Here is a 22,300-nt window from a genome sequence, read left to right on the forward strand (position 1 = left end):
ACCGTTAAACAGTCACTAGTAGTGTTTGAAAAAGGCTTAGGAAAATAATAAACTAAAATTATCTGAAAAAGAGGTGAGAGGAGATCGCAAATGTCTAAATTAGCTGGAAAAGTCGCCGTGATTACTGGCGGTGCAGGCGGGATTGGCAAGGAAACTGCTGAATTATTTTTAAGAGAAGGTGCAAAGGTAGTTTTAGTAGGCAGGTCAGAAGAATCCCTTAATAATGCTAGAGCTGAACTAGATTCGTTAGGAGAAGTAATCACCGTTAAAGCAGATGTTTCTAATGAAGCGGATACCATTCATTATGTTAAAACGGCCGTGGATCACTTTGGCAAGATTGATATCTTTTTCAATAATGCAGGCATTGAAGGGAGGATTGCCCCTTTAATTGAACAAACTGTCGAGGAATTTGATGAAGTAATGAATATTAATGTCCGCGGTGTCTTTTTAGGATTAAAGCATGTGCTGCCCGTCATGATGGAACAAGGCAGCGGGAGCATTATCAATACCGCGTCAGATGCGAGCTGGATGGGATATCCCACATTATCACCGTACGTAGCATCCAAACATGCTGTTGTAGGTCTGACAAAAACAGCCGCTTTGGAAGCAGCCAGTAAAAACGTCCGGGTGAACTCCATTCATCCGACAAGTGTCAATACAAGAATGATGCGCTCCATTGAGGAAAGAACGTATCCCAATCGTCCGGAACAAGCCAAAGAAGAATATACACAAATTATTCCTTTCGGAAGATACGCTGAGCCAATTGAAATCGCCAAATTGGTGTTATTTCTTGCTTCGGATGACAGCTCCTTTATAAGTGGCAGCCAGTATCGAATTGACGGCGGATTGTCGGCTAATTCAAATTAAAAAGGTGGGGGCGTGCTCCCATTTTCAAACAAAAAACAACCTTGCTAATCTCCCTTAGCAAGGTTCTGTTTTTAAGCATGTTTCCGAATCAATTCCATTCTGTTCAGGGTTTAACCAAACCATGTTTTTTAATATGATACTGCAAGCTTTGCCTTGAGATTCCTAATGTTTTAGCAGCCTTCGAGATGTTCCAGGCAGTTTCATCCAACGTCTTTTGAATATAATGAACTTGTGAGTTGGAAAAAATTGATTTTAATGGATTCCTTTTTAGTTCTTTTTGTTTACTAACAGTAACGGACTGATTCGAAATTATTTTTTTCTTCATATAGGCAGGAAGATGCTCTATATCAATGGTATCGTCTGAGTCACTTGCACGAATAATCAAATTTTCGATTAAATGCTCGAGTTCTCTCGTGTTGCCGGGCCATTGATATTGAAGGAGCAATGAAAGCAATTCCTGAGAAAGGTCTGGAACAGATTTGTTAAATTTTTTTCGATATTTGTTAAGAAAATAATGAATGAAAAAGTGAATATCTTCTGTTCGTTCTCGCAATGGCGTAATATAGAGACTAGTGTGGGCGAGCCTGTAAAACAAGTCCAGGCGCATTTTTCCATATTCGATTAATTTTTCAGGATCCTCGTTAGATGCACTAATAATGGTACATTCAACCTGTGTAACCTCGTTTGACCCAACCCTTCGGACTAACCGTTCCTGTAAAACACGTATTAATTTAGATTGTAATGTAATGGGCATAGAGTTAATTTCGTCAAGAAAAAGCGTTCCTTTCTTGGCATATTCGAATAGCCCTATCTGGTTAGTCGCCCCTGTAAACGCTCCTTTCACTGTCCCAAATAACGTGCTCTCTAGAAGGGTTTCAGGGATCGCAGCACAGTTAATGGCAACGAACGGGCTATCTGCCCTTAGACTGTGATTATGCATACTTTGAGCAAATAATTCTTTTCCTGTTCCTGTTTCTCCGACAATTAACACGTCAGTATTATGTATAGCAATATTTTCAGCTTCATGAATTAAGTTTTTTAATGCCATACTTTTTCCTTTTATATCATCAAAAGAAAAGGTAGTGCCATTCTTGTGAGGTCGATGATTCAGGTCCTCATGCTCCACCTGCCTTTTTAATTCTATCGTTTGATGGAGCCAATTCTTGAGATTTGATTCATTCGTACTTAGGGAAAAAACGGCTATCGTTTCCCCGTCCTTTTGGATCGGGTAGGTACTATAATTGACATACTTCGGTACACCATTCACTGTTGAGTGTGCCCGATATCTGGAAAAAATAGGTTTCCCCGTTTTAAAAGTATGTTTATGTTCGGAATATTGCGGGTTATAGTTATATGCTTCCCAGAGAGGTTTTCCGATAATTTCTCCGCTGTCTAAACTTTCTAGTTTTTCCTGAGCGTCATTATAAAGAACAATCTTTCCATTATGATCACTCATCATTACGCCTTCCCTGAGGGTATCAACAATTTTTTCGAGGCAATATAATCTAGTTTTCTGATTTGTTGTGAGATTGATGGAATCTTCGATACAAATAATGGTATAGTCCAAATCGGCAGCAAATTTTTTCACCTTAATATCCAGCTTTCTATTGTTAACAGTGATGGAGAATGTTTCTTCTCCTATTAACTGTTCCTCGGTGTAAGGGATAATTTCGAGTAAATGATCGCCATCGGTGGTATCTAAGGGAATAACTGAATCAACGTCATACCAAAGTATTTCACATTCGTCATTTAACACAATTACTCCATCGACAAAACTTCTTATCATTGAACCGATAGATGCTGCAAACAAGTTTCATTCCCCCTTTTAGTAACCTATTCAGAATATAACATGTATTGCAAACATTTGAAATAATCTGCATGCAAATTTTATCTGCAGTAATAAAAATGAAATCGTTTACAAGTAGAGTGTAATAATTGTGTGAGTGACAGATAAATGATGCAAAAAACATCTGCAGTCAAAATTGAATATTTTACCAGAATACTTTAATAGGATGCATAGATTAGTTCATTAATACCGTGAATTTTAGGCAAGGAATGAAAATTTCATATAACTCAACCGGCTTGGCACGATACTTGCAACAAATAAAAACGAGAACACCCACACTACTTTCATTACTAGGAGGAAATAGTTATGTCAAAACCAGAAATCTTATATTCCGTTAAAGCACAAAGAGGACCAGAGCTGCGTTGTAAGGGCTGGAGACAAGAGTCAATCTTGCGGATGCTTGAAAATAATATGGAAAATGCGGAGAAGCCTGAAGAACTAGTCATTTATGGCGGTATCGGTAAAGCTGCCCGTAACTGGGAGTCTTACCATGCGATTGTAAAATCTTTAAAGGAACTTGAAGATGATGAAACACTAGTTGTTCAATCAGGTATGCCTGTTGCAGTTTTCAAAACCCATAAATATGCGCCAACAGTTGTAATGGCAACAACCAATATTATGAAAGCTGACTGGCCGACTTTTTATGACTTGCAAGATAAGAACTTAACGATGTATGCCAACTATACAGCCGCTCCGTGGGAATATATTGGAACCCAAGGTGTAATTCAAGGGACATTTGAAACGCTTTCTGCGATTGCCCGCTTACATTATGATGATTCACTTGTTGGGAAAATTCTGTTGACAGCTGGTGCCGGCGGTATGGGCGGAAATCAGACAAGAGCGATGACTATGCACGGCGGTGTAGCGATCCTTTGTGACTCTAATGTGGAAATCATTAAGCGCCGGATTGAAAAGAAATTTATTGATGTGTTAGTCGATTCATTAGATGAAGCCATTGCCTTGGCAAAAGAATATGCGGCTGCCGGAAAGCCATTAGGGATTGCTGTTGTCGGAAATGCAGCTGATATTTTTGAAGAAGTTCTGCAAAAAGGATTTCTGCCAGATATTACAACGTCAATGACACCAGCTCATGACCCAATTTCGTATCTTCCATCAGGATATACAGTTGAAGAAGCTGAGGAACTGCGCGATACCAACAGAGACCTTTACTTAGAAAAAGCACGTGCAACAATGATTCGTGAACTAAAAGCACTTATTAAGTTCTTAGACCTTGGAGTTAAGTCATTTGAGTATGGCACAAGTATTCGTAAAGAGTGTATTGATGCAGGTATGGATGAAAAAGAGGCCAGACGTCTCCCAGGATTCGTCGCAGAATACATTCGTCCCCTCTTCTGTGAAGGCCGTGGACCTTTCCGCTGGATTTGCCTATCTGGTGAGGAAGAAGATTTAAGAAAAATTGATGATATGATTTTAGAAAAATTCAGTGATGACCTGCTTGTAACACGCTGGATCAAGCTTGCAAAAGATCATATTCCAATTGAAGCATTACCTGCACGTATTTGTTATATGGGCTTTGGACAGCGTAAAAAGTTTGCGTTAGAAGTAAATGATATGATCAGACGCGGAGAGCTTGCCGGTCCAGTTGCTTTCTCTCGTGACAATCTTGACTCCGGTTCTATCGTGAATCCGACATTCGAATCGGAAAACATGAAAGACGGGGGTGACCTTATCTCTGACTGGCCGGTATTGAATGGTCTATTGAATGCTGTTGGAATGTGTGATTTGATTGCCCTGCAAGCCAACTATTCAATGGGTGAAGCCGTTCATACTGGTGTGACGATGATTGCCGATGGAACGGCTGAATCGGATATGAGACTTGAAGTTGCCATGACTGTTGACTCTGGAATCGGTGTAATCCGCCATGCTCAAGCAGGCTATGAAACGGCTCGTGACGTTGCCAACGGGAAAGGGAAACTTACAGACGAAAGCATTAAGGTTCCATTATGGTGGTCACCAAAAGCAACATTTGGTCCAAAAGATTTAGAAAAAGAAAATGTGAAGGCTTAATAAAGTCCAAATTTTTATTCTTAAACCAAAAGAATTAGCAGGGATCCTTAAAAGGGTCTCTGCTAAACTACCAACCTCTAAAATCCTGTAACATTCATTGAAAAAATCTTATCCCGTTTATAGTTCCTGCTTAAATTAATATTTTTATATAGAAGTTAAGGGGGCGTTCGTTTGGAAAATACACCTTTACATGCAGCAGCTGATGTTAAACAAAATGAACCATCTGGCCATCTCCAAAAGAAGCTAAAAACACGTCATGTATCGATGATTGCCTTGGGCGGTACAATCGGAACGGGTGTTTTTCTTGGAACCGGACCAGCTATCCATGCAGCAGGACCAGGTGGTGTTTTAGTTGCCTATAGTATTATTGGAATCATGGTATATTTTGTCATGACAGGGCTGGGGGAGCTCGCAACATTTATGCCGACAAGCGGTTCTATTAGCACGTATGCAACACGTTTTATTGATCCTGCATTAGGGTTTGCATTTGGCTGGAACTACTGGCTGTCTTGGGCTATGACCCTTGCAGCAGAATTATCAGCTTCAGTCTTGCTTATGAAATATTGGTTTCCTGATAGTCCGTCACTATTATGGAGCGGGTTGTTTTTAGCATTACTATTCCTTTTAAATATTTTATCTGTTAAGGGGTTTGGCGAAGGAGAGTACTGGTTTTCGTTTATTAAAGTCGCAACTATTATCATCTTCATCGTTGTTGGGACTTTAATGATTTTTGGAATTATGAATGGCAGCGAGCCAGCTGGATTTAAGAATTTCACTGTTGGCGATGCTCCATTTGTTGGAGGGTTTCTTGGAACATTGGGGATTTTCCTCGTAGCCGGTTTCTCTTTCTCTGGAACAGAATGTATCGGAGTCGCTGCAGGTGAAACGGAGAATCCCGTTAAGAATATTCCTCGTGCGATTCGTAGTGTTTTTTGGCGTATTCTTCTCTTTTACATCTTAGCCATACTCATTATTTCATTTCTTGTTCCATACACGAATGAAAGTCTCCAAAGCTCATCGGTTTTGACGAGTCCATTTACAATTGTTTTTGAAAAAGCTGGATTTGCTTTGGCCGCTTCCGTCATGAATGCAGTCATTCTAACTGCTGTATTATCTGCTGGTAATAGCTGTCTCTATGTAACAAGTAGAATAATGTATGCGATGGCCCAAGACGGCCAAGCGCCAAGGTTTTTTACGAAGGTGAGTAAACGGGGGGTTCCAGTAGCCGCACTAGTTTCTACTTCGTTGATTGGTATGCTGGCATTTTTAGCCTCTTTTGTGGGTGATGGAAAGATCTATCTTTGGTTGATGAACTCTGTCGGAGTGACCACCTTTATATTTTGGCTCGGAATTGCTTTAAGTCATTACCGATTCCGCAAAGCTTACGTTGCACAAGGAAATTCTATTAAAGATCTTCCATATCGCGCCAAATGGTATCCATTCGGACCAATCTTTGCATTTGTTATTTGTTTTGTGATTTTACTTGCACAGGACTATCAAGGCTTTACATCAGGGGATATCGATTGGGAAGGTGTCATTGCTGCCTACCTTGGTATTCCAGTGTTCCTAACATTTTGGCTTGGTTATAAATTTATTAAGAAAACAAAAGTAATACCACTGAAAGAATGTAAGATTGATATAAAAGAGTTTCGTCACTAAGGTAAAGCGAAATAGGAATCTCTTTATTTAGAAAAATCCAACTGAGGGAGGGCACACACAATGGTTGAAAATGAACGAGGCATAAAACCTGATTTAATCATTCGTAATGCGGCAGAAGTTATCACCTGTACAGGGGAGCGCATGGAGGATATAGGCTTACTGACAAATGCATCCATTGCAATAAAGGAAGGGAAGATTGTGGGTGTCGGCTCCAATGAGGAAATCAGCATAAGATTTAACTCAGAAGAAGCGGATACTATTGATGCCAACGGGAAAGTTGTTGCCCCGGGCTTTATCGATTCCCACACTCATTTAGTTTTTTATGGTACTCGGGTGGAAGAGTATTGTGCAAAGCTGACAGGGAAAAATGATCTCGAAACATTAAAAAAACTCGGCATTGCCGCAGGCCCTAACCGGACAGTTGAGTTAACAAGAAACCGGCCCCAAGAAGAGTTATTTGAACAATCAAAGAAACGCCTTATGACTATGCTGGACTATGGGATTACGACAGTCGAAAGTAAAAGCGGTTATGGATTAACGACTGAAAGTGAAATCAAAATCTTAGAAGTAAGCAGAAGGTTAAATGAAGAAACACCGCTTGATGTACTCAATACATTTTTAGGAGCCCATGGGTTTCCGGAAAATCTCACAAAAGCTGAGTATCTTGATGTGATTATTAATGAAATGATTCCACAAGTGGCTGAACGGAATTTGGCGGAATTTTGTGATGTTTGGTGTGATGAAGGATATTTTACCTCCAAGGAATCGGAATTAATTTTAAAAGCTGGCATGCAGTATGGTATGAAACCAAAAATTCATGCGGATGCCTATTCCTATATTGGCGGTACCGACCTTGCGGCTGAGATGAAAATGGTGTCCGTCGATCATTTAAATTATACTCCAGTGGAAGTGATGGAAAAGCTTGCAGAAGCAAAAGTAACAGGAGTCTTAATGCCTTCGCTAGATTTTGCAGTGGGTCATAAACGCCCATTTGAGGCACGAAAGATGCTTGATTTAGGTATGAGCATCGCCTTGGCAACCGACCTTTGCCCGGCAAGCTATACCCAATCCATGCAATTTGTCATCGTACTTGCATGTAAGCTTTATCAATTCTCTGTCGAGGAAGCGATCAAGGCTGCTACTTATGGTGGAGCTAGGGCGCTTGACCTTGAAGATAGAGGAGTTATTCAGGGAAGGGAAACTAGCTGACCTGCAAATTTGGGATGTCCCAACCTATAAGCATATTGCATATGAGCTAGGAACGAACATTGTGGAAACAGTGATTAAAAACGGGAAGGTTGTCGTGAATCGCTAGAATAATAGTTTGTAGGAGGGAATGAAATTGAAAACGAATCAAGTATCAAGTGCAGTCGATCATGTAAATGCTGAACGTTTACAAGAGCTATTTCTTGAACTGGCAAAAATAAATGCACCAAGCGGGAAAGAAAGCCATGTGGCGGATTATTTGAAAAAAGTGCTGCCAGAGCTTGGCTTTACATTGGAATTTGATGAGGCACATAAAAATTTTAACGGGGAAGTTGGAAACCTCATTGCCTGGCATGAGGGAACAGATCCTAAGGTCCCTCCGTTATTTTTCTCGACACATATGGATACGGTATTGCCAACGGAAGGACTGAAGCCTGTTATTAAGGATGGCGTGATTTATTCAGATGGCACGACCATTTTAGGTGCGGATGACCGTGCTGCATTAGCTGCTTATTTGGAAGCCATTCGGGCAATCATTGAAAGCCGTGTTCCGCATGGTCCGATTGAATTGATTCTGACTGTCAATGAACAGCCTGGTCTTGTGGGCGCTACTTATATGGATTACAGCAAGGCGAAAAGTAAAACAGGCTATATTTTTGATAGCAGCGGGGATGTTGGTCAAATTATTCTAAAAGGGCCTTATAGCAGCCGCATCTGGATGGAAGTACAAGGGAATGCCGCCCATATTGCGCTAAATGCGGAGGGAAGGAAATAGTGCTATTCTTCTTGCCGCAGAAGGATTAGCAAATATGAGGCTCGGGGCAATTGACGAAGAAACCCTAGCCAATATCGGGATTATTAAAGGCGGAGAGCTAACCTCCATCATTCCGGGCAGTGTCACTATTGCGGGGGAAGTCCGCAGTTTTTCTAAAGAAAAGCTGGATGCACAGTTAAAACATATGGAAGAAGTGATGGAACAGGCCGTAGTGAAAAAAGGCGGTAAGGTAACGGTCAAAATTGAGAAAAAATACCTTGGCTTTGATATTGCCAAGGAGGATATTTTAGTAAAAACAGCGAATGAAGCGGCTCACAATATTAAGGTAAAACCATATTTAACCGAAACATTGGGCGGCGCTGATACTAATGTATTAAATGAACATGGGTTAACCTGTTTGACACTTGGATTAGGATTCCAAAATATTCATTCTTTCAGAGAGTGTATCAGCATTGAAAATCTAATAAACACAGGCAGATTGACTGCGGCATTGATTGAGCAGTGGTATGAAAACCATAAAACAGAATAGGGTCAAGGGTGTTAAGCGGCTCCAACAAAAGGAAAATATTGGTTTCATTTACGCTGCTTGTAGTTCAGGCACTATTATTCTATTAAATTCACTATTGTCTATTGGTACTAACAAATACTAGTTTATAATAATTAAAGACGGAATATTCAGCTAAAGTATTTTAATGGGAGTTGGACACATAATGGGCAGCAAAGAATTAGTTGGGGTAAAATTAGTAGAATTAGATGGGATTACATTGGACCGCTATAAAGTACAAAGTATTGCGGATTTTGATGCGCAGGTAGGGATACCAGAACAAAACTGGCTGCGGGTACGAGTGAGCCGCGAACGGGTTGAAAAACAAATCAATGATGGAAAAGTAGTTTATGGTGTGAATACGGGCTTCGGAAAACTGAGTGATATCGAAATTGACCGCGAAGATATTGCCAAATTACAACTGAATTTATTGCGTGCCGATGCAGTGGGTGTAGGGGAACCTCTTCCAATTCCAGTGGTAAGAGCAATGATGACGTTAAGAGCCAACTCACTTGCGAAGGGGTATTCTGGAATTAAAGAAGAAACATTACAGCTCCTCATTGATATGATTAACAGGGGTGTTCATCCGGTTGTTCCTTGTAAGGGATCGGTCGGTGCGAGCGGCGATTTAGCACCGCTTTCCCATATTGCCATTGTGTTAGTTGGCGAGGGGAAAGCGGAATATAAAGGGGAAATTCTCCCTGGTGCTGAAGCGCTAAAACGCGCTGGGCTAAAACCGGTTTCCTTAGAAGCGAAGGAAGGTCTGGCCCTCATCAATGGAACACAAGCGATGTCTGCTGTTGGTACGATTGCACTTAATGAGGCGGAACGTGTTGGTTTAGCGGCAGATATGGCAGCAAGCTTAACTATGGAGGCACTAAACGGGGTAATCTCCGCATTTGATAGTGAACTATTAGCTGTCAGGCCCCATCCGGAGCTTGAATTCGTTGCTTCTCGAATGAGGAAATGGCTGGAGGGCAGCAAACGGATTACCCGACAAGGAGAAATCCGCATCCAAGATGCGTACTCCATTCGTTGTATTCCTCAAGTCCATGGTGCATCGTGGCAGGCGTTTAATTATGTGAATGAGCGTCTAAGTGTAGAAATGAACTCTACGACGGATAATCCGATTGTTCTAGAAAACGGCGAAATTCTATCAGGAGGTCACTTCCACGGCCAGCCAATTGCGTTATCAATGGACTTTTTGAAAGTTGCGGCGGCAGAGTGGGCGAATATTTCCGAGCGAAGAACAGAACGGCTCGTCAACCCGCAATTAAGCGGTTTGTCCCCATTTTTAGCGACTGACCCAGGGTTAGAATGCGGCTTGATGGTTGCCCAATATGCTGCAGCATCACTTGTTTCTGAAAATAAAGTCCTTGCCCACCCGGCAAGCGTTGATTCCATTCCGACATCTGCAAACCAAGAGGACCACGTCAGTATGGGCACTATTGCTTCCCGTCAAGCAAGAGAGATTATTCACAATTCAGCAAGAGTCATAGCGATTGAAATGATTTGTGCCTCTCAGGCGATTTATTTGGAAAAAGCCGAAAAAGAGTTAGCACCGGCAACACGTGCTTATTTAGAAAAAATTCGTGAAATCTGTCCGCCCCTTGAAAGCGACCGAGCTATTTCCGATCAAATGGAGGAACTGGCACAATTTATATTAAGGGATCAATCATTACTTTCATTATGAACCTTATGATAAATTCAAAAAATATAACAGAACCTTGCTAATCTCCCATTAGCAAGGTTCTGTTTTTAAGCATATTTCCGATTCGATTCCTCTAAAAACTCGGTCAAATAGGCAACGCTGGTTATTTTTTTATTGCATTCAGCACTGTCTAGGCAGATATAGTTTCCAATCGCTTTATAGTAATCGGGGTTATTGGACTTTTTAGCTTTGGTGATTGTGGTAATAAAGGCTACTTTACCAAAACGATTACAGAACGAACAGATATTGTCCTTATTTAAAATCGAGTATTTACATTCAATTCCCATCAAATTCTCATTCAGCTCGTAAATAATAAATTTTTTGTTAGTGCTGATATCAGACCAGCTTAGGTAGGTCATCTTCTCGAAATCAAATGCCAATAAATTCGGTACCTTTAGCTTCTTGGCTTTTGGAAACATTTTTTTCACCTGCTGCTCGGTAAGTGTTGGAAAGGGGATCAAACATTTGGCTAACTCTTGAAGATATTGATCAAACTCAGCATCCGTTTTCCATTTTGAAAGGTCCAGCCTTTCAGCTTGTTCCCCTGCAGCATGTGGAAAAAGCTCAAAAATTTGAGCATTGGCCAGTTCCCTGACAGCCTTAATGACACTTGGGTCAGTGTTTTTTTTATAACTATCCTTTATCAAATCCACTTGCCGTTTTATAAAATTAAATTGTTCATTCTTAATAAATTTTTCGTTCATCATAAACCGCCTCATTATCTTCTGTTACTTTCTATTATTTTAAAAAAAGCATCCTAATAATAAAATGGAGAAAATGACTTAGAAACAAATTGTACATATAAAGAAAACCCGCCGTTAGGTGGGCAGGTCTCTTATCAGTCATCCTTTTTTCTCTGCGAGTACACTATCTTTTTGATGGTCTCGATGGACAGGAAATACTCATCCGCTAACTGGTGGATGCTTGTTCCAATAGAAAATGAATGTTTGATTGAGGCATTTCGTTCATCAATGAACTTTCTTGCCCCTGAACAACTTCCCCATTTCCGGTAGGTTTTTTCCGGTTTAGGGATATAAAGGGTTTCCCCTTGAACATATTTTTGAATTTCTACAATCAGATTTTCAGGTAATATGTTGCTTGCGTTTACATATTTCATTGTTTGCCAGCCCCTTATTTTTATTGAACAATAAGGTGCAAAGCCGCATATTAGAAATGAAATAAAAGCTTACCTGGGCGATTTTTTAAACTAAATGTCCGCCCCATGCAAAGTATCGCCTTTCCAATACGTGGCTTTGCATGAGTGGCTGGAGTCCCTGGTAATCTACACTGATTTCCCAAGACTCATCACCTCCTGAAATGTAAGGTAATGTCCTTACTTTTTGGTAAGAGACTATACATTATTATAATTGACTTTTTACTTCAGTGACCAGTAGTATGTTACAATTTTACACATTATTAATTGGAAATTGTTTGCGATAAAAAGGGGAATTTGGATGAACGCGGGTATAATCCTTTGGACTAGTAGATCGTGTAATTTGGATCATTACTTTGTTGCTTGTTTAATCATGATGCATTTAAAGCAGTATGCAAAGGGGAATAAGAATAGCCAGTCGAATCATGAATTCGATCATCATGGACCCTCCATAAGCATGACTTTATATAACTTAAGTATATAGGCAGTTTATTAACCCTTTGTTATTCAAATGTAAATTAAATGTAAAAAGTTGCCCTGTATAGGAGACGTTACTGTGAAAATGATTAAAACGGGATTTCTACGTGTATTTGCAATTATAGCCATACTTATATTAACCCTAGGCATGTTTATTTTAGTATCTTTGATGCAAGAAGTATTGTTTGTTCCAAAGGATTATATTATCTGGGTTTTTAAATCACCCTATTCAGGGCTGGTTATAATCTTTGAACTCTATCTTTTTGTGGGATTTTTCTACATTTTCAACAAAGATTTGAGGAATGTATGGAAAAACGGAGCAATTTTTAAAAAGTATAGAAAGCTCATGATTGCTGCTTTTTCGACCTTCACTATTATTTTGCTGTACACAATTATTACAGCTGTTACTGTAGTAACTAAAGATCGGATTATTGATTATTCCTTTTTTGCTCCACAAGGCAAATCATACAGCTATGACGAAATCGTCAAGATTCAAACAGGGGTGTATGGTAAGGGGAGGACATCGTTATTTACACACGCAAAAGGTGACTTTTTTTACATAATTGAATTTAATGACGGTACAAAGATTGATTTGGCTCAAGTGGGTGGAACAAAAAAGGATGAGGATGAGCGTTTTATCCTTGAAAAGCTTGATATTCGGCTAGTAAACATGGGTATCAATAAAGAATCAAGCATGAAATACTTCGAATACAGCAAAAAAGGCTTGGCAAAAATTTATACTGATAAAATACGAAGCATATTGGAAAATACGAAATAACCTTGTGCGGTTCTTTTGGAGCCCCTAACAATATAAGAAGAAACTACCTAGGGGCAAATAGTGACATCAATGTTTGCCTCGGGCATCTGATATAAACTCTTGATCTTACTTTGGGACCCGGCTCCAATTCTTCGGTTTTCTTTAACCGTCACGCAAACCCACAGCTCTATTTCTTTTGTCAACGATAACAACCTCCCCACCAACTTTTTGTAACCGAATAGCCTGTACCGCATAATATAAAATAAATTCTAAGAAAGTGGTGTGTAAATTGACCCATCATATTACGACTGGTCCATATCCTGGACAAACGGGGGCATGTATAGCACAATATAATCACCATACCCTTGGTCACGCGCCCCATCACTACCAGTCAAATCATCATAATCCAAATCATAATCCAAATCACAATCCAAATCATAATCATATGCCGGGATATTATCAGCAACCCATTCCAACGTGGAGACCGCCCATGGCTCCATATCCTCAATTTTTTTAATTCCATTCAATAACAGACTGTTAGAGCAGGAATTTTTTTGATTACCTAATATATAAAAATATAAGTGCCTGACACCCGCTGTATTTTATTGCAGCGGGTGTCAGGCTGTTGAGAATCAGTATAAAAACAGCCTTGCCTTTTGGGAAGACTTTTAATAAATACCTTTATACTCAGGACTACTATTTTCTGATCAAACTGTATAGAGAGGCTCCAACCAGGTCGCCAGCTTCTTTCAGACGCTCAATGCTGACATGTTCAATTTTGTCATTTGGCGTATGATAATATGGCTCCAGGTTTGCTGTTCCAGGTTCGCGGCGAATAAAGTTAACTGCCGGGATGCCCGCATCATGGAAGGAAACGTGGTCAGAAGAGCCACGCTGATAGAGCACCAACTCTGATGGAGTACCAATTCTATTTGCGGTTGCCTTGGCTGTCTCTGACACAATATTTGCCTTCCCGTCAACCGTATTTAAATAAATTGCGGTCGCATTATCCCACCCGGTTCCAACCATATCCATATTGAAGTTCGCGAGGCTGCGGCTGACTTCATCTTGGCTTAACTTGCTGACATAATGTGCCGAACCGACCAAGCCGATCTCTTCAGCACCGACAAACACAAACCGCAATTCTTTATCGATTGGGTAGCTTTTTAAAACATTGGCCAATTCTAAAGCAACGGCAGTACCTGAAGCATTGTCGTTTGCTCCCGGGGCAAACGGAACACTGTCGATATGGGCCGAGACATGCACGATGTCGTGGTTTGCCCCTTGATTAGGCTTCCTAGTAGCAATTATGTTTTGTGACTTCGCATTCTTAAGACGCTGGACATTCATTGTCACCGTTTTACCTTGCGTCACAACGTCCTTCAGCAAGGCTTCACCGCTTGCTTTTGAAATGCCGCCTACCGGAACGGCCGCTTCACCGCCGATGGAAGGATTCAAAGGACCTGGCTGACTAATATTATCATAGATTAATACTCCGATCGCCCCTGCTGCGACTGCGTTATCTACTTTTTCTTTAAACGTAATTTCCCCTCTGGAGATCAGTGCAATCCTGCCCTTTGCATCTGCAGTAAAATCCGCCGCTTTGCCCAATTTTGCATCAAATAATAGAGAGGTGATTCCCTCATTAGGTGTCGCCGCGGAGCCGGCAGGTATATTCACCATCACTTCATTATTATCACTTGTATGCAAATGTCCAATCGTTTTGTCAGGAATGCTGAATTCCTGCGTTTCTACCTTATAGCCTAAAGATAAGAGACGGTTTTTTATGAATTCAACAGCCTGCTGCTCCCCCTCTGTTCCGGTTACGCGCGGACCGATTGTTTCTGATAGATAGTAGAGATCTTGATAGATTCTCTCGGCATTGACTCTCGCAATGACCTTTTGGTCAAAGGCCTTAATGCTTGGGTTCGTTACATCCTGTGCTGCGGCTGCTGCCTTAATTGGCAGATTCACCGGAGCAAAATACAAACCTGAAGTTACTAGCATGGTAGATAGTAAAATGGCCGAGCGCTTTTTTCCTCTTTTCAAAAAAATGACCCCCTAGAAGATTAGATTCCTCAAATGTATTCTCTTCCATTTTTGGTAATCCTTTTCTATTTCAAAAATTGATTCTTCTAACCTATCATTGATTTTCACTTTGGCACTTAAGGATGATTCGCTTTTGAAGAAAAAAGGAAAAAGGATGCAGGTATTTAGTCTATTGGGAAATCTATAAAGATGAAAAAACAGCATGAAAGGGGCAGTTTCCATGCTGTTATTTCAATATACTTCATAATTTTTTTATATGAACAAACGTGTCATACATTCCAATACCCTGGGAACAGGGTTTGTCTGTTCCCATATTTGTTTGCAAAGCAGGTACCAAATCATTAACGGTAACTTGGGAAACAGGATACCAGCTTTGGTAAATGACGACAATATCTTTTGGAACTTGATTACTAAATAACACTTTAATTTCTATAGATGCTTGATCATTGTATACAGATACGATTTCCCCGTTAAAAATGTCTAGTTCCTTCGCTGCTTTTGGATTTATTCTAACCACGGCCTCTTCTTCATCGGATAACTTTAAAAAATGAAATTGAGAATTAATCGCGTATGGATGGTGAGGGGTAATCAGCCAAAATGGATAATCGTTTGTTGGCATTTTCCCTTCGATAAAGGTTCCCATCGGATGATGATCAACTAATTTTGCTACTTCGAAATAAAACTGAAACTTTCCTGTTTCTGTATCAAATTGCCTGTCGCCCCATGCCACATTAGGGAGATTGGGCGCCGCGGCCCTTTCTTTCAAATCAGAAACTGATTTAATTGAATAGCAGGTAAACACCTTTTCGTTGAATTGTGCATTTAAATATTCCTCTTCTGAAGCATGAATCGGGAAAGAACATAGATCCCCAGAGTGCTGCTTCAGCCTTAGTGCTAACTCTTTGATGATACTCCATTCACTTCTGCTCTCGTAATAAGGTGAAATGGCTTTTTCATTCCATGCCATTTGGTTATGCCAAAAACTCGTCACAATATCCATTTCTTCAAAATGGGTTGTAGTAGGCAAAACGAGATTCGACATTTGTGCTGTTGGTGTCAAAAATTGATCCACAGTCACAACAAAAGGAATATCCATCATAAACTGCTTCATAAATTTCGAATCGGGCTCTTGAGTTAGTGGATTTGCACATGAAATCCACATCATTTCAATGGATGGCCGATGTACTGATGGTATTCCATTAAGTTCGCTCATTTTAATCATCCGGTTGTTACGATTTAACTTCTCAAAATCTTGATTATTAAATATCGGTAAATCGTTCCTTCTAAAGAAAATCCCCCCGCCTAATTTGCCAATATCTCCGCGGACCGCAGCTAAAGCTTCAATTGCTCGGATGGTTTGCCTGCTATGTGCGTGTTTCTGCAGTCCAGTTCCGATTAAGTAAGAAACGGCTGTTGACTCTGTCATCCAATCCAACAATAAATCAACGGCCTCTTGAGGAACACTGCATTTCAGTAAAAATTCTTTAACACTTATCCCATTAATCATCTCCAAAAATGGATCGAGCCCAGAGGAGTTATTTTCTAAGAACACCCTATCAACTGCATTCTTCTCTATTAAACCTTTGATTAAAACGTTGGCTAATGCTCCATCTGTACTTGGACGTAGTTGAATATATAAATCTGCCAGTTCGGCTGTTTGCGTATAAAGTGGATCGATAACGACAATCTTTGCACCATTTATCTTGGCATCTAGGATAAACGGAATCAAATGAATATTTGTTGCTGCGGGATTGGCCCCCCAGATTATCACCATTGACGAATCCTTAATAGTGGATGGATCAGACATTTTAACGGCACCCATATCATCTTGCATGGCTTGAAATCCAGTTGAGAAGGAAGAAGAACCAATGAGTCTAGTAGTTTTACCCATGCTTGAAAAAAACTCATCCGTGACAAAATGATGTACACCAATATTTCCGGAGCCCTTGTATAAGGCAAGTGGATGAAAGCTTCCAAAGCGTTTATGAATGTTCATCATTTCACTGATAATAAGATCAAATGCTTTCTCCCACGTAATTTTTATGAATTTCCCAGAACCTTTCACCTTTTGATAGTAAGGAAACTTTAAGCGATCACGATGACTATTTTTTTCAAGATAAGAAAATCCTTTCGCGCAAAGTTTCCCTCGTGTATAAGGGTGCATAGAATCTCCGGTAATATGAACAAGAGATTCATTTTCTACATATGAAATCATTGTGCATGAGCTAGGACAGTTTCTGGGACAAACATTCTTACATATCCTTGTTGCGTGTTTATTCACGTATGCTCACCTCGTTATTAAACCTGATTAAATAAAAGCAGACACAAAATTGTCGGTTAAAATTCACGAAATGTTAGGTAAGATGACAATTAATCTTATTAATATATTTTAAACTATAAATAGATTAGAAATGTGTCTAAAAAAGGAATAAAGAGCAGAAGGAGGTAAGGACCCAGGTGAATACTCAATTAGTATTTTCTGTTGACCTTAATAGGTGTATTGATTGTAAAACCTGTGAAATGGCCTGTAATGACCATTACGGTTTAATGGGCGTCCATCGGAGAAATGTGTTCACATATGAAACAGAGACAGATGATCAGCGCCTCCATATCTCGATTTCATGTAATCATTGTATAAATCCTGTTTGTGTGTATGTATGTCCGGAAAATAATTTTCAAAAACGGGCGGATGGTATTGTCGTACATGAGCCAAGTCGCTGCAAAGCGTGTAAGCGATGTATGGAGGCTTGCCCTTTTCACGCTCCTAAGTTAAACCCTAAAACAAATAGAGTAGATAAATGTAATTTCTGTGTAGATAGAATTGACCAAGGATTAAGGCCTGTATGCGTTGAAAATTGTACGACAGGTGCGCTTAGTATGATGGTGATGGATACAAATGAAATACAATCTAATAGTTTCAAAAGTGCCGATATACCGCTTGTTGGATACACCAAGCCGTCTGTCAATATAATAAAAAAACAACAGGGGCACACTTTTTTTAGAGAAGGATGATAATCATATGATGGTCTCATTACAAGATTTGTTATATTGTCTTCCAATGTATCAGCTTGCCTTTTTCACTCCTTTACCTAAGGAGCATGTTTATTACGAAAAAATTGCTTCATGTATTTCAGATCAAAGATTTGAAAGTCCAACATTACTAGTGATTCAAACTGAGGAGGAGTGTATAAAGTTAAACAAAAAAGAGTTAGCTTTTCAATTAATTCAAGATCGTAATCTAATTGGAATCATAATATGTCTTCAAAAAAACATACCCATTCAAGAAGACAGCCTGTCCCTTTTTCAACAATGCCAAGTACCTATTATCCAAGTAGAAGATGCGGCAGCCTTACCCATTTTTCAGAAAAAGACCAATTCGCATTACTCCCTCAGTCAGATGAGCAAAGAGTTAAATGGGTTTATGAATAAGGGGTTTATGAATATAACCTCTGGTTTATCTTTGGCTTTAGAAACACCATTTCTATACTTAGGCGAAAATAATCAGCTTCTTTGGCAAGTTGGACCTGAAGCAGAATTGCAAAAAGCTTTTCATTGGCTTAAATCTTATGAAAGAGTTACTAAGAATGGCTCCTCTGCCGAAGAGGTAAAGCATTCTTTCGAGCCTTACTTAATAAATATTGCGGATCAAATCAGTTTAACGTTGATTGCCTCGGCACACTTAGTTGATTGGCAAAAAAAGCTGATTGATAAATTAATAGGTTTGACTGCTCTTTTTTTTCAAACAGAAGAAATGTTTCGCGACCAGCAGGAAAGATTTAAAGAGCATTTCATATATGATCTTCTTTATCATAAATTTGAAGCCAAAAAGGTAATGGTAAAGCAAGGAAAAGCGTGGGGATGGAACTTGGAAAGGCCGCACCACCTGCTTATCATAAATGTTAATGACTCTAATGATATCATGGGGAATTTTGAGTGGATGGATGAATTGATTGTTCATTTAGAAGCACAAATATCACAATTAAATGAGACAATCATTATTTTTCCATTTCAAGATCAGGTTATTTTATTGGTAGAAGATCAAGAGCATAGAAACCACAATGAGAGAAAAAAATATGCCATTAAAATAGCGGAGCAGATTGAGCAAGGGCTGTTGAGTATGTGGCCAAATGGCCAATTTTGTATCGGCATAGGGAAATGGTACCAAGATTCGATAAACCTTAATAAAAGCTATCAAGAAGCGAAAGTTGCTTTACAATTTGGTCAGGTTTGGTTTGAAAAGAAACGTGTTTTTCACATGAATAATCTTGGGCTCGTCCGCTTGCTTACACATATTCACCGCGAGATTTTGTATGATTTTAGTCAAGAATATTTATCATCACTGATTGAAAGCGATGGTGAAAATGGCACGGAATATGTGAAAACGTTAAAAGCATATATTCTGCACCAAGGGATCATTAATGAGGTATCTGAAGCACTGTATGTACACCCAAATACATTAAGGAATCGGCTTAAAAAAATCGAAGAAATTACGGGTGTTGACCTTCAAAAGCCGGAAGAGTTCATGAATTTAATGGCAGCAGTGAAAATACATTTCTCTTTATCTCTGTAAAGTTTATTAAAAGTAGCTTCGATGATCGTCAAAGCTATTTTTTTCTTTTATATAAATGAAAATGACTCTTATCATTCAAAAGTTGTTCACTTTTGCTCCAAATTGACAAAGATAGACTGTTAAAAGTACACAATCTCGCTTGCCAAAGTATAGAGAAGCCCACACTCCTCATAGCAGGTTCTAAGTAATAAAATAAAACTGTAGAAGAAAAAGAAGTCTTTCATAAGGCATAATGAACCGAATTTGTATTTTTGAAAAAAGCCAAAAACTGATATAGAAGGAGAGTCACAATGGGTATTTCTAGAAGGAATTTTATTAAGGCCGGTGCAGTTGGGACAGCAAGCGTTGGTTTGTCAGGTTCTCTGTTTTCTAGTAATAAATGGTTCCAGCCTGTTGAAGCCAAAAGCAACTCCTTAGAAAAAACAGCCTTCACCTATCATACGACAAACTGTGGGGGCCGTTGTGCTTTCAAATGTACAGTGCGCGACGGCAAGCTCGCTATGATTCAACCGAATACGTGGTCTGATAAGCGGTTTTCAACGGTTTGTTTAAAAGGGCTGAGCGAGCTGGAGCGAATTTATAGTCCAGATCGTCTTCAAACACCTTTAAAGCGGGTTGGAGAAAGAGGAGAAGGGAAATTTGTTCCTATTTCTTGGGATGAGGCACTAACAACGATAGCAGATAAGTTAAAAGGGTTAAAAAGTAAATATGGCGGAGAGTCTATTTTATTTAGCTGTTCATCGGGGATTGAATATACGTATCCATTCTTACCATCATTGCTAGGAGCCCAATTTGCCATTGAAAGCGGAATCGATATTGGATTAGCAAATGGTTTAGAAGAATGTATTGGTACTACCGCATATGGCTATATCCAAAACGAGACGACTGATTGGGTTAATTCCAGCACGATCATCTTTTTAGGCTGTAATATCCTTGAAACAACCCTTACTGATTCGAAATTCTTTTTTGCTGCAAAGGATGCGGGAGCTAAAATTATTTCGATCGACCCTACATGTTCGACAACGGCATCAAAATCTGATCAGTGGATCAGAATAAAACCGGGTACGGATGCGGCATTACTTCTGGGAATGATTAGTGTAATCCTTGATAACAAATGGTATCAGCAAGATTACTTAGTAAACAATACATCAGCGCCATTTTTGATCAGATCAGATAATCAAAAATTACTAAGACAAAATGATTCAGACGAGGAAGTAGAAACGAACCCTTACTTGGTTTGGGATGAGAACAGTCATTCTTTAAAACCTTTCAATGCCCCAGGTGTGAAAGCTGCTTTAGAGGGTGAATTCTCAGTCGATGGAGTGAAAGTCAAGACTGTATTTACGTCGCTAAAAGAAAATCAGAAGCAATATACACTTAAATGGGCTGCTGATAAAACAGAAATCGAAGAAAACATCATCTTCGAATTAGCAAGAGACTATGCAACACGCGGTCCTGCCATTCTCGGCTGGGGATTTGGCGGTGGAGATAAATGGGCTAATGCAGATATTACGGGACATGCTGGAGGGATACTCGGTTCATTAACCGGAAATATTGGGCGTGTTGGCGGCGGAGTTGGAAATGCATTATATCATGGTACTTCATGGAGTGCACAACTTAGCTCGTGGGAATTGCCAGCTCAATTTAAAACTACTCCGCTGGAAATGACTACTCAAGATATGCGCGAGAAGCCGAACTCTGTAAAGGCAGTCATTAACCTAGGCAACACCTTACAACAACATTTTGCTAATTTACACAAAACCGAAAAGTGGATTAAGCAATTAGATTTCATTGTGACGATTGATCCGTTCCATAATCCAAGTGTTGATTACTCTGATATTGTCCTTCCAGCGTGCACGGCATTTGAGAGTGAGTATGATATCGTGAATATGCAAATAAACCGATCCCATGTTCTTCTTTCACAAAAAGTCATTGAGCCATTGCATCAAAGTAAGTCGGATTTCCAGATTGAAAAGGAATTGGCTGCAAAATTTGGGCTTGATCAATACTTGCCTAAAACACCGGAAGAGTTACAGAGTGCACGTCTGAAGTCATCAGATCCTGCATTAAATGGAATTAATATTAAGACTCTTAAAGAAAATAATTTTATTAAACGCCTAGAAGTACCGGATGAACCTTATCGGGGTTACATGGATCAGGTTTACCCTACGCCATCTACGAAACTAGAAATTTATCATGAAAAATTGGTGGAGGATCATCAAGCTCTTCCAAACTTTGAAGAGCCGGGAGAAGCAACTCCTGGGAACCCATTATTTAAGAAATATCCGCTCCAATTTAGTACGGCGCATACAAAATATCGGGTCCATTCGCAATTTACAAATGCCAAATGGATTAATCAGTATCAACCTGAGCCAAGGCTGGAAATGAATCCGCTTGATGCGAAAAGCCGGGGTTTACAAAATGGCGATCTAGTCGAGGTATTTAATGACCGAGGAAAATTCAAGGCGCGCTGCTTGCTTACCGAAGCATATCGACCAGGACAAATCAGACTCCATGAAGGTTGGTGGTCAAAGCATATGGAGGCAGGAAACCTTCAAAATGTAACAAATGATATCCTTAATCCTCGTCAGTACAAGCTCAGATATGGTCCAGTTATACCTTATAACGATACTTTAGTTGAAGTGAAGAAAGTGTAGG

The 22,300-nt window shown here is 39.7% G+C and carries 17 protein-coding genes; 11 read left to right on the forward strand and 6 right to left on the reverse strand.

Going from position 1 to position 22,300, the window contains the following annotated elements; all coding sequences use genetic code 11:
- Positions 1-90: 90 nt before the first annotated feature.
- On the forward strand, positions 91-867 hold the full coding sequence (locus ACO1D1_RS03995) for an SDR family NAD(P)-dependent oxidoreductase (RefSeq protein WP_423335040.1): 777 nt from the start codon (positions 91-93) through the stop codon (positions 865-867).
- A 103-nt stretch (positions 868-970) separates the two neighbouring features.
- On the opposite strand, the gene ACO1D1_RS04000 is transcribed toward ACO1D1_RS03995, so the two are convergent.
- Complete coding sequence (locus ACO1D1_RS04000; RefSeq protein ID WP_423335041.1) at positions 971-2,677, reverse strand: sigma-54 interaction domain-containing protein; 1,707 nt, start codon at positions 2,675-2,677, stop codon at positions 971-973.
- Between the two features lie 342 nt (positions 2,678-3,019).
- On the opposite strand from ACO1D1_RS04000, the gene hutU reads away from it, so the two are divergent.
- The 6 genes from hutU to hutH all read left to right on the forward strand — a co-directional run bounded on the left by hutU (position 3,020) and on the right by hutH (position 10,618).
- Positions 3,020-4,741, forward strand: coding sequence for a urocanate hydratase (gene hutU / locus ACO1D1_RS04005; protein ID WP_149868733.1), 1,722 nt, complete (start codon positions 3,020-3,022; stop codon positions 4,739-4,741).
- 171 nt (positions 4,742-4,912) lie between these two features.
- A complete protein-coding gene (locus tag ACO1D1_RS04010) occupies positions 4,913-6,400 on the forward strand; it encodes an amino acid permease (protein ID WP_423335042.1) in 1,488 nt (495 codons plus the stop codon).
- A gap of 60 nt (positions 6,401-6,460) precedes the next feature.
- Positions 6,461-7,609: an imidazolonepropionase gene (hutI, locus tag ACO1D1_RS04015; RefSeq protein WP_423335043.1), complete on the forward strand. Its 1,149-nt coding sequence runs from the start codon at positions 6,461-6,463 to the stop codon at positions 7,607-7,609.
- Positions 7,610-7,742: 133 nt separating this feature from the next.
- Positions 7,743-8,381, forward strand: coding sequence for a M20/M25/M40 family metallo-hydrolase (locus ACO1D1_RS04020; protein WP_423335044.1), 639 nt, complete (start codon positions 7,743-7,745; stop codon positions 8,379-8,381).
- A complete protein-coding gene (locus ACO1D1_RS04025; protein ID WP_423335045.1) occupies positions 8,362-8,910 on the forward strand; it encodes a peptidase dimerization domain-containing protein in 549 nt (182 codons plus the stop codon). Before ACO1D1_RS04020 ends, ACO1D1_RS04025 begins: the two co-directional genes overlap by 20 nt.
- 181 nt (positions 8,911-9,091) lie before the next feature.
- On the forward strand, positions 9,092-10,618 hold the full coding sequence (hutH, locus tag ACO1D1_RS04030) for a histidine ammonia-lyase (protein WP_423335046.1): 1,527 nt from the start codon (positions 9,092-9,094) through the stop codon (positions 10,616-10,618).
- 65 nt (positions 10,619-10,683) lie between these two features.
- Here the strand turns inward: hutH and ACO1D1_RS04035 are convergent, their stop codons facing one another.
- Together ACO1D1_RS04035 and ACO1D1_RS04040 are read right to left on the reverse strand one after the other, a co-directional pair.
- Positions 10,684-11,343 (reverse strand): FusB/FusC family EF-G-binding protein, encoded by a 660-nt coding sequence (locus tag ACO1D1_RS04035; protein WP_423335047.1) that lies wholly within the window; start codon positions 11,341-11,343, stop codon positions 10,684-10,686.
- Positions 11,344-11,474: 131 nt separating this feature from the next.
- The gene (locus ACO1D1_RS04040; protein ID WP_423335048.1) at positions 11,475-11,753 is read right to left on the reverse strand and encodes a CD3324 family protein; all 279 of its coding nucleotides are present in this window, start codon (positions 11,751-11,753) and stop codon (positions 11,475-11,477) included.
- Positions 11,754-12,345: 592 nt separating this feature from the next.
- Here ACO1D1_RS04040 and ACO1D1_RS04045 point away from each other — a divergent pair.
- Complete coding sequence (locus ACO1D1_RS04045; protein WP_149868739.1) at positions 12,346-13,044, forward strand: hypothetical protein; 699 nt, start codon at positions 12,346-12,348, stop codon at positions 13,042-13,044.
- A 281-nt stretch (positions 13,045-13,325) separates the two neighbouring features.
- Here the strand turns inward: ACO1D1_RS04045 and ACO1D1_RS04050 are convergent, their stop codons facing one another.
- The 3 genes from ACO1D1_RS04050 to ACO1D1_RS04060 all read right to left on the reverse strand — a co-directional run bounded on the left by ACO1D1_RS04050 (position 13,326) and on the right by ACO1D1_RS04060 (position 17,353).
- Positions 13,326-13,550, reverse strand: a complete 225-nt coding sequence (locus ACO1D1_RS04050) for a hypothetical protein (protein WP_423335049.1) — start codon at positions 13,548-13,550, stop codon at positions 13,326-13,328.
- Between the two features lie 169 nt (positions 13,551-13,719).
- Entirely contained in the window at positions 13,720-15,072 is a 1,353-nt protein-coding gene (locus tag ACO1D1_RS04055; RefSeq protein WP_423335050.1) for a M20/M25/M40 family metallo-hydrolase, read from the reverse strand.
- Positions 15,073-15,313: 241 nt separating this feature from the next.
- Positions 15,314-17,353, reverse strand: coding sequence for a molybdopterin-containing oxidoreductase family protein (locus ACO1D1_RS04060; RefSeq protein ID WP_423335051.1), 2,040 nt, complete (start codon positions 17,351-17,353; stop codon positions 15,314-15,316).
- 176 nt (positions 17,354-17,529) lie between these two features.
- On the opposite strand from ACO1D1_RS04060, the gene ACO1D1_RS04065 reads away from it, so the two are divergent.
- The 3 genes from ACO1D1_RS04065 to ACO1D1_RS04075 all read left to right on the forward strand — a co-directional run bounded on the left by ACO1D1_RS04065 (position 17,530) and on the right by ACO1D1_RS04075 (position 22,299).
- Complete coding sequence (locus ACO1D1_RS04065) at positions 17,530-18,084, forward strand: 4Fe-4S dicluster domain-containing protein (RefSeq protein WP_423335052.1); 555 nt, start codon at positions 17,530-17,532, stop codon at positions 18,082-18,084.
- Positions 18,085-18,091: 7 nt separating this feature from the next.
- Entirely contained in the window at positions 18,092-19,642 is a 1,551-nt protein-coding gene (locus ACO1D1_RS04070) for a PucR family transcriptional regulator (protein ID WP_423335053.1), read from the forward strand.
- A 290-nt stretch (positions 19,643-19,932) separates the two neighbouring features.
- Positions 19,933-22,299 (forward strand): molybdopterin-dependent oxidoreductase, encoded by a 2,367-nt coding sequence (locus tag ACO1D1_RS04075; protein ID WP_423335054.1) that lies wholly within the window; start codon positions 19,933-19,935, stop codon positions 22,297-22,299.
- Position 22,300 lies beyond the last annotated feature (1 nt).

Origin of the sequence: Neobacillus sp. 19, assembly GCF_049463095.1 — a bacterium.
GTDB lineage: Bacteria > Bacillota > Bacilli > Bacillales > Cytobacillaceae > Neobacillus.

Coding starts and splice junctions, on each gene's coding strand:
- ACO1D1_RS04035 (WP_423335047.1), bottom strand. CDS start 11,343: ATGATGAACGAAAAATTTATTAAGAATGAACAATTTAATTTTATAAAA.
- ACO1D1_RS04040 (WP_423335048.1), bottom strand. CDS start 11,753: ATGAAATATGTAAACGCAAGCAACATATTACCTGAAAATCTGATTGTA.
- ACO1D1_RS03995 (WP_423335040.1), top strand. CDS start 91: ATGTCTAAATTAGCTGGAAAAGTCGCCGTGATTACTGGCGGTGCAGGC.
- ACO1D1_RS04025 (WP_423335045.1), top strand. CDS start 8,362: ATGCGGAGGGAAGGAAATAGTGCTATTCTTCTTGCCGCAGAAGGATTA.
- ACO1D1_RS04075 (WP_423335054.1), top strand. CDS start 19,933: ATGGGTATTTCTAGAAGGAATTTTATTAAGGCCGGTGCAGTTGGGACA.
- hutH (WP_423335046.1), top strand. CDS start 9,092: ATGGGCAGCAAAGAATTAGTTGGGGTAAAATTAGTAGAATTAGATGGG.
- ACO1D1_RS04070 (WP_423335053.1), top strand. CDS start 18,092: ATGATGGTCTCATTACAAGATTTGTTATATTGTCTTCCAATGTATCAG.
- hutI (WP_423335043.1), top strand. CDS start 6,461: ATGGTTGAAAATGAACGAGGCATAAAACCTGATTTAATCATTCGTAAT.
- hutU (WP_149868733.1), top strand. CDS start 3,020: ATGTCAAAACCAGAAATCTTATATTCCGTTAAAGCACAAAGAGGACCA.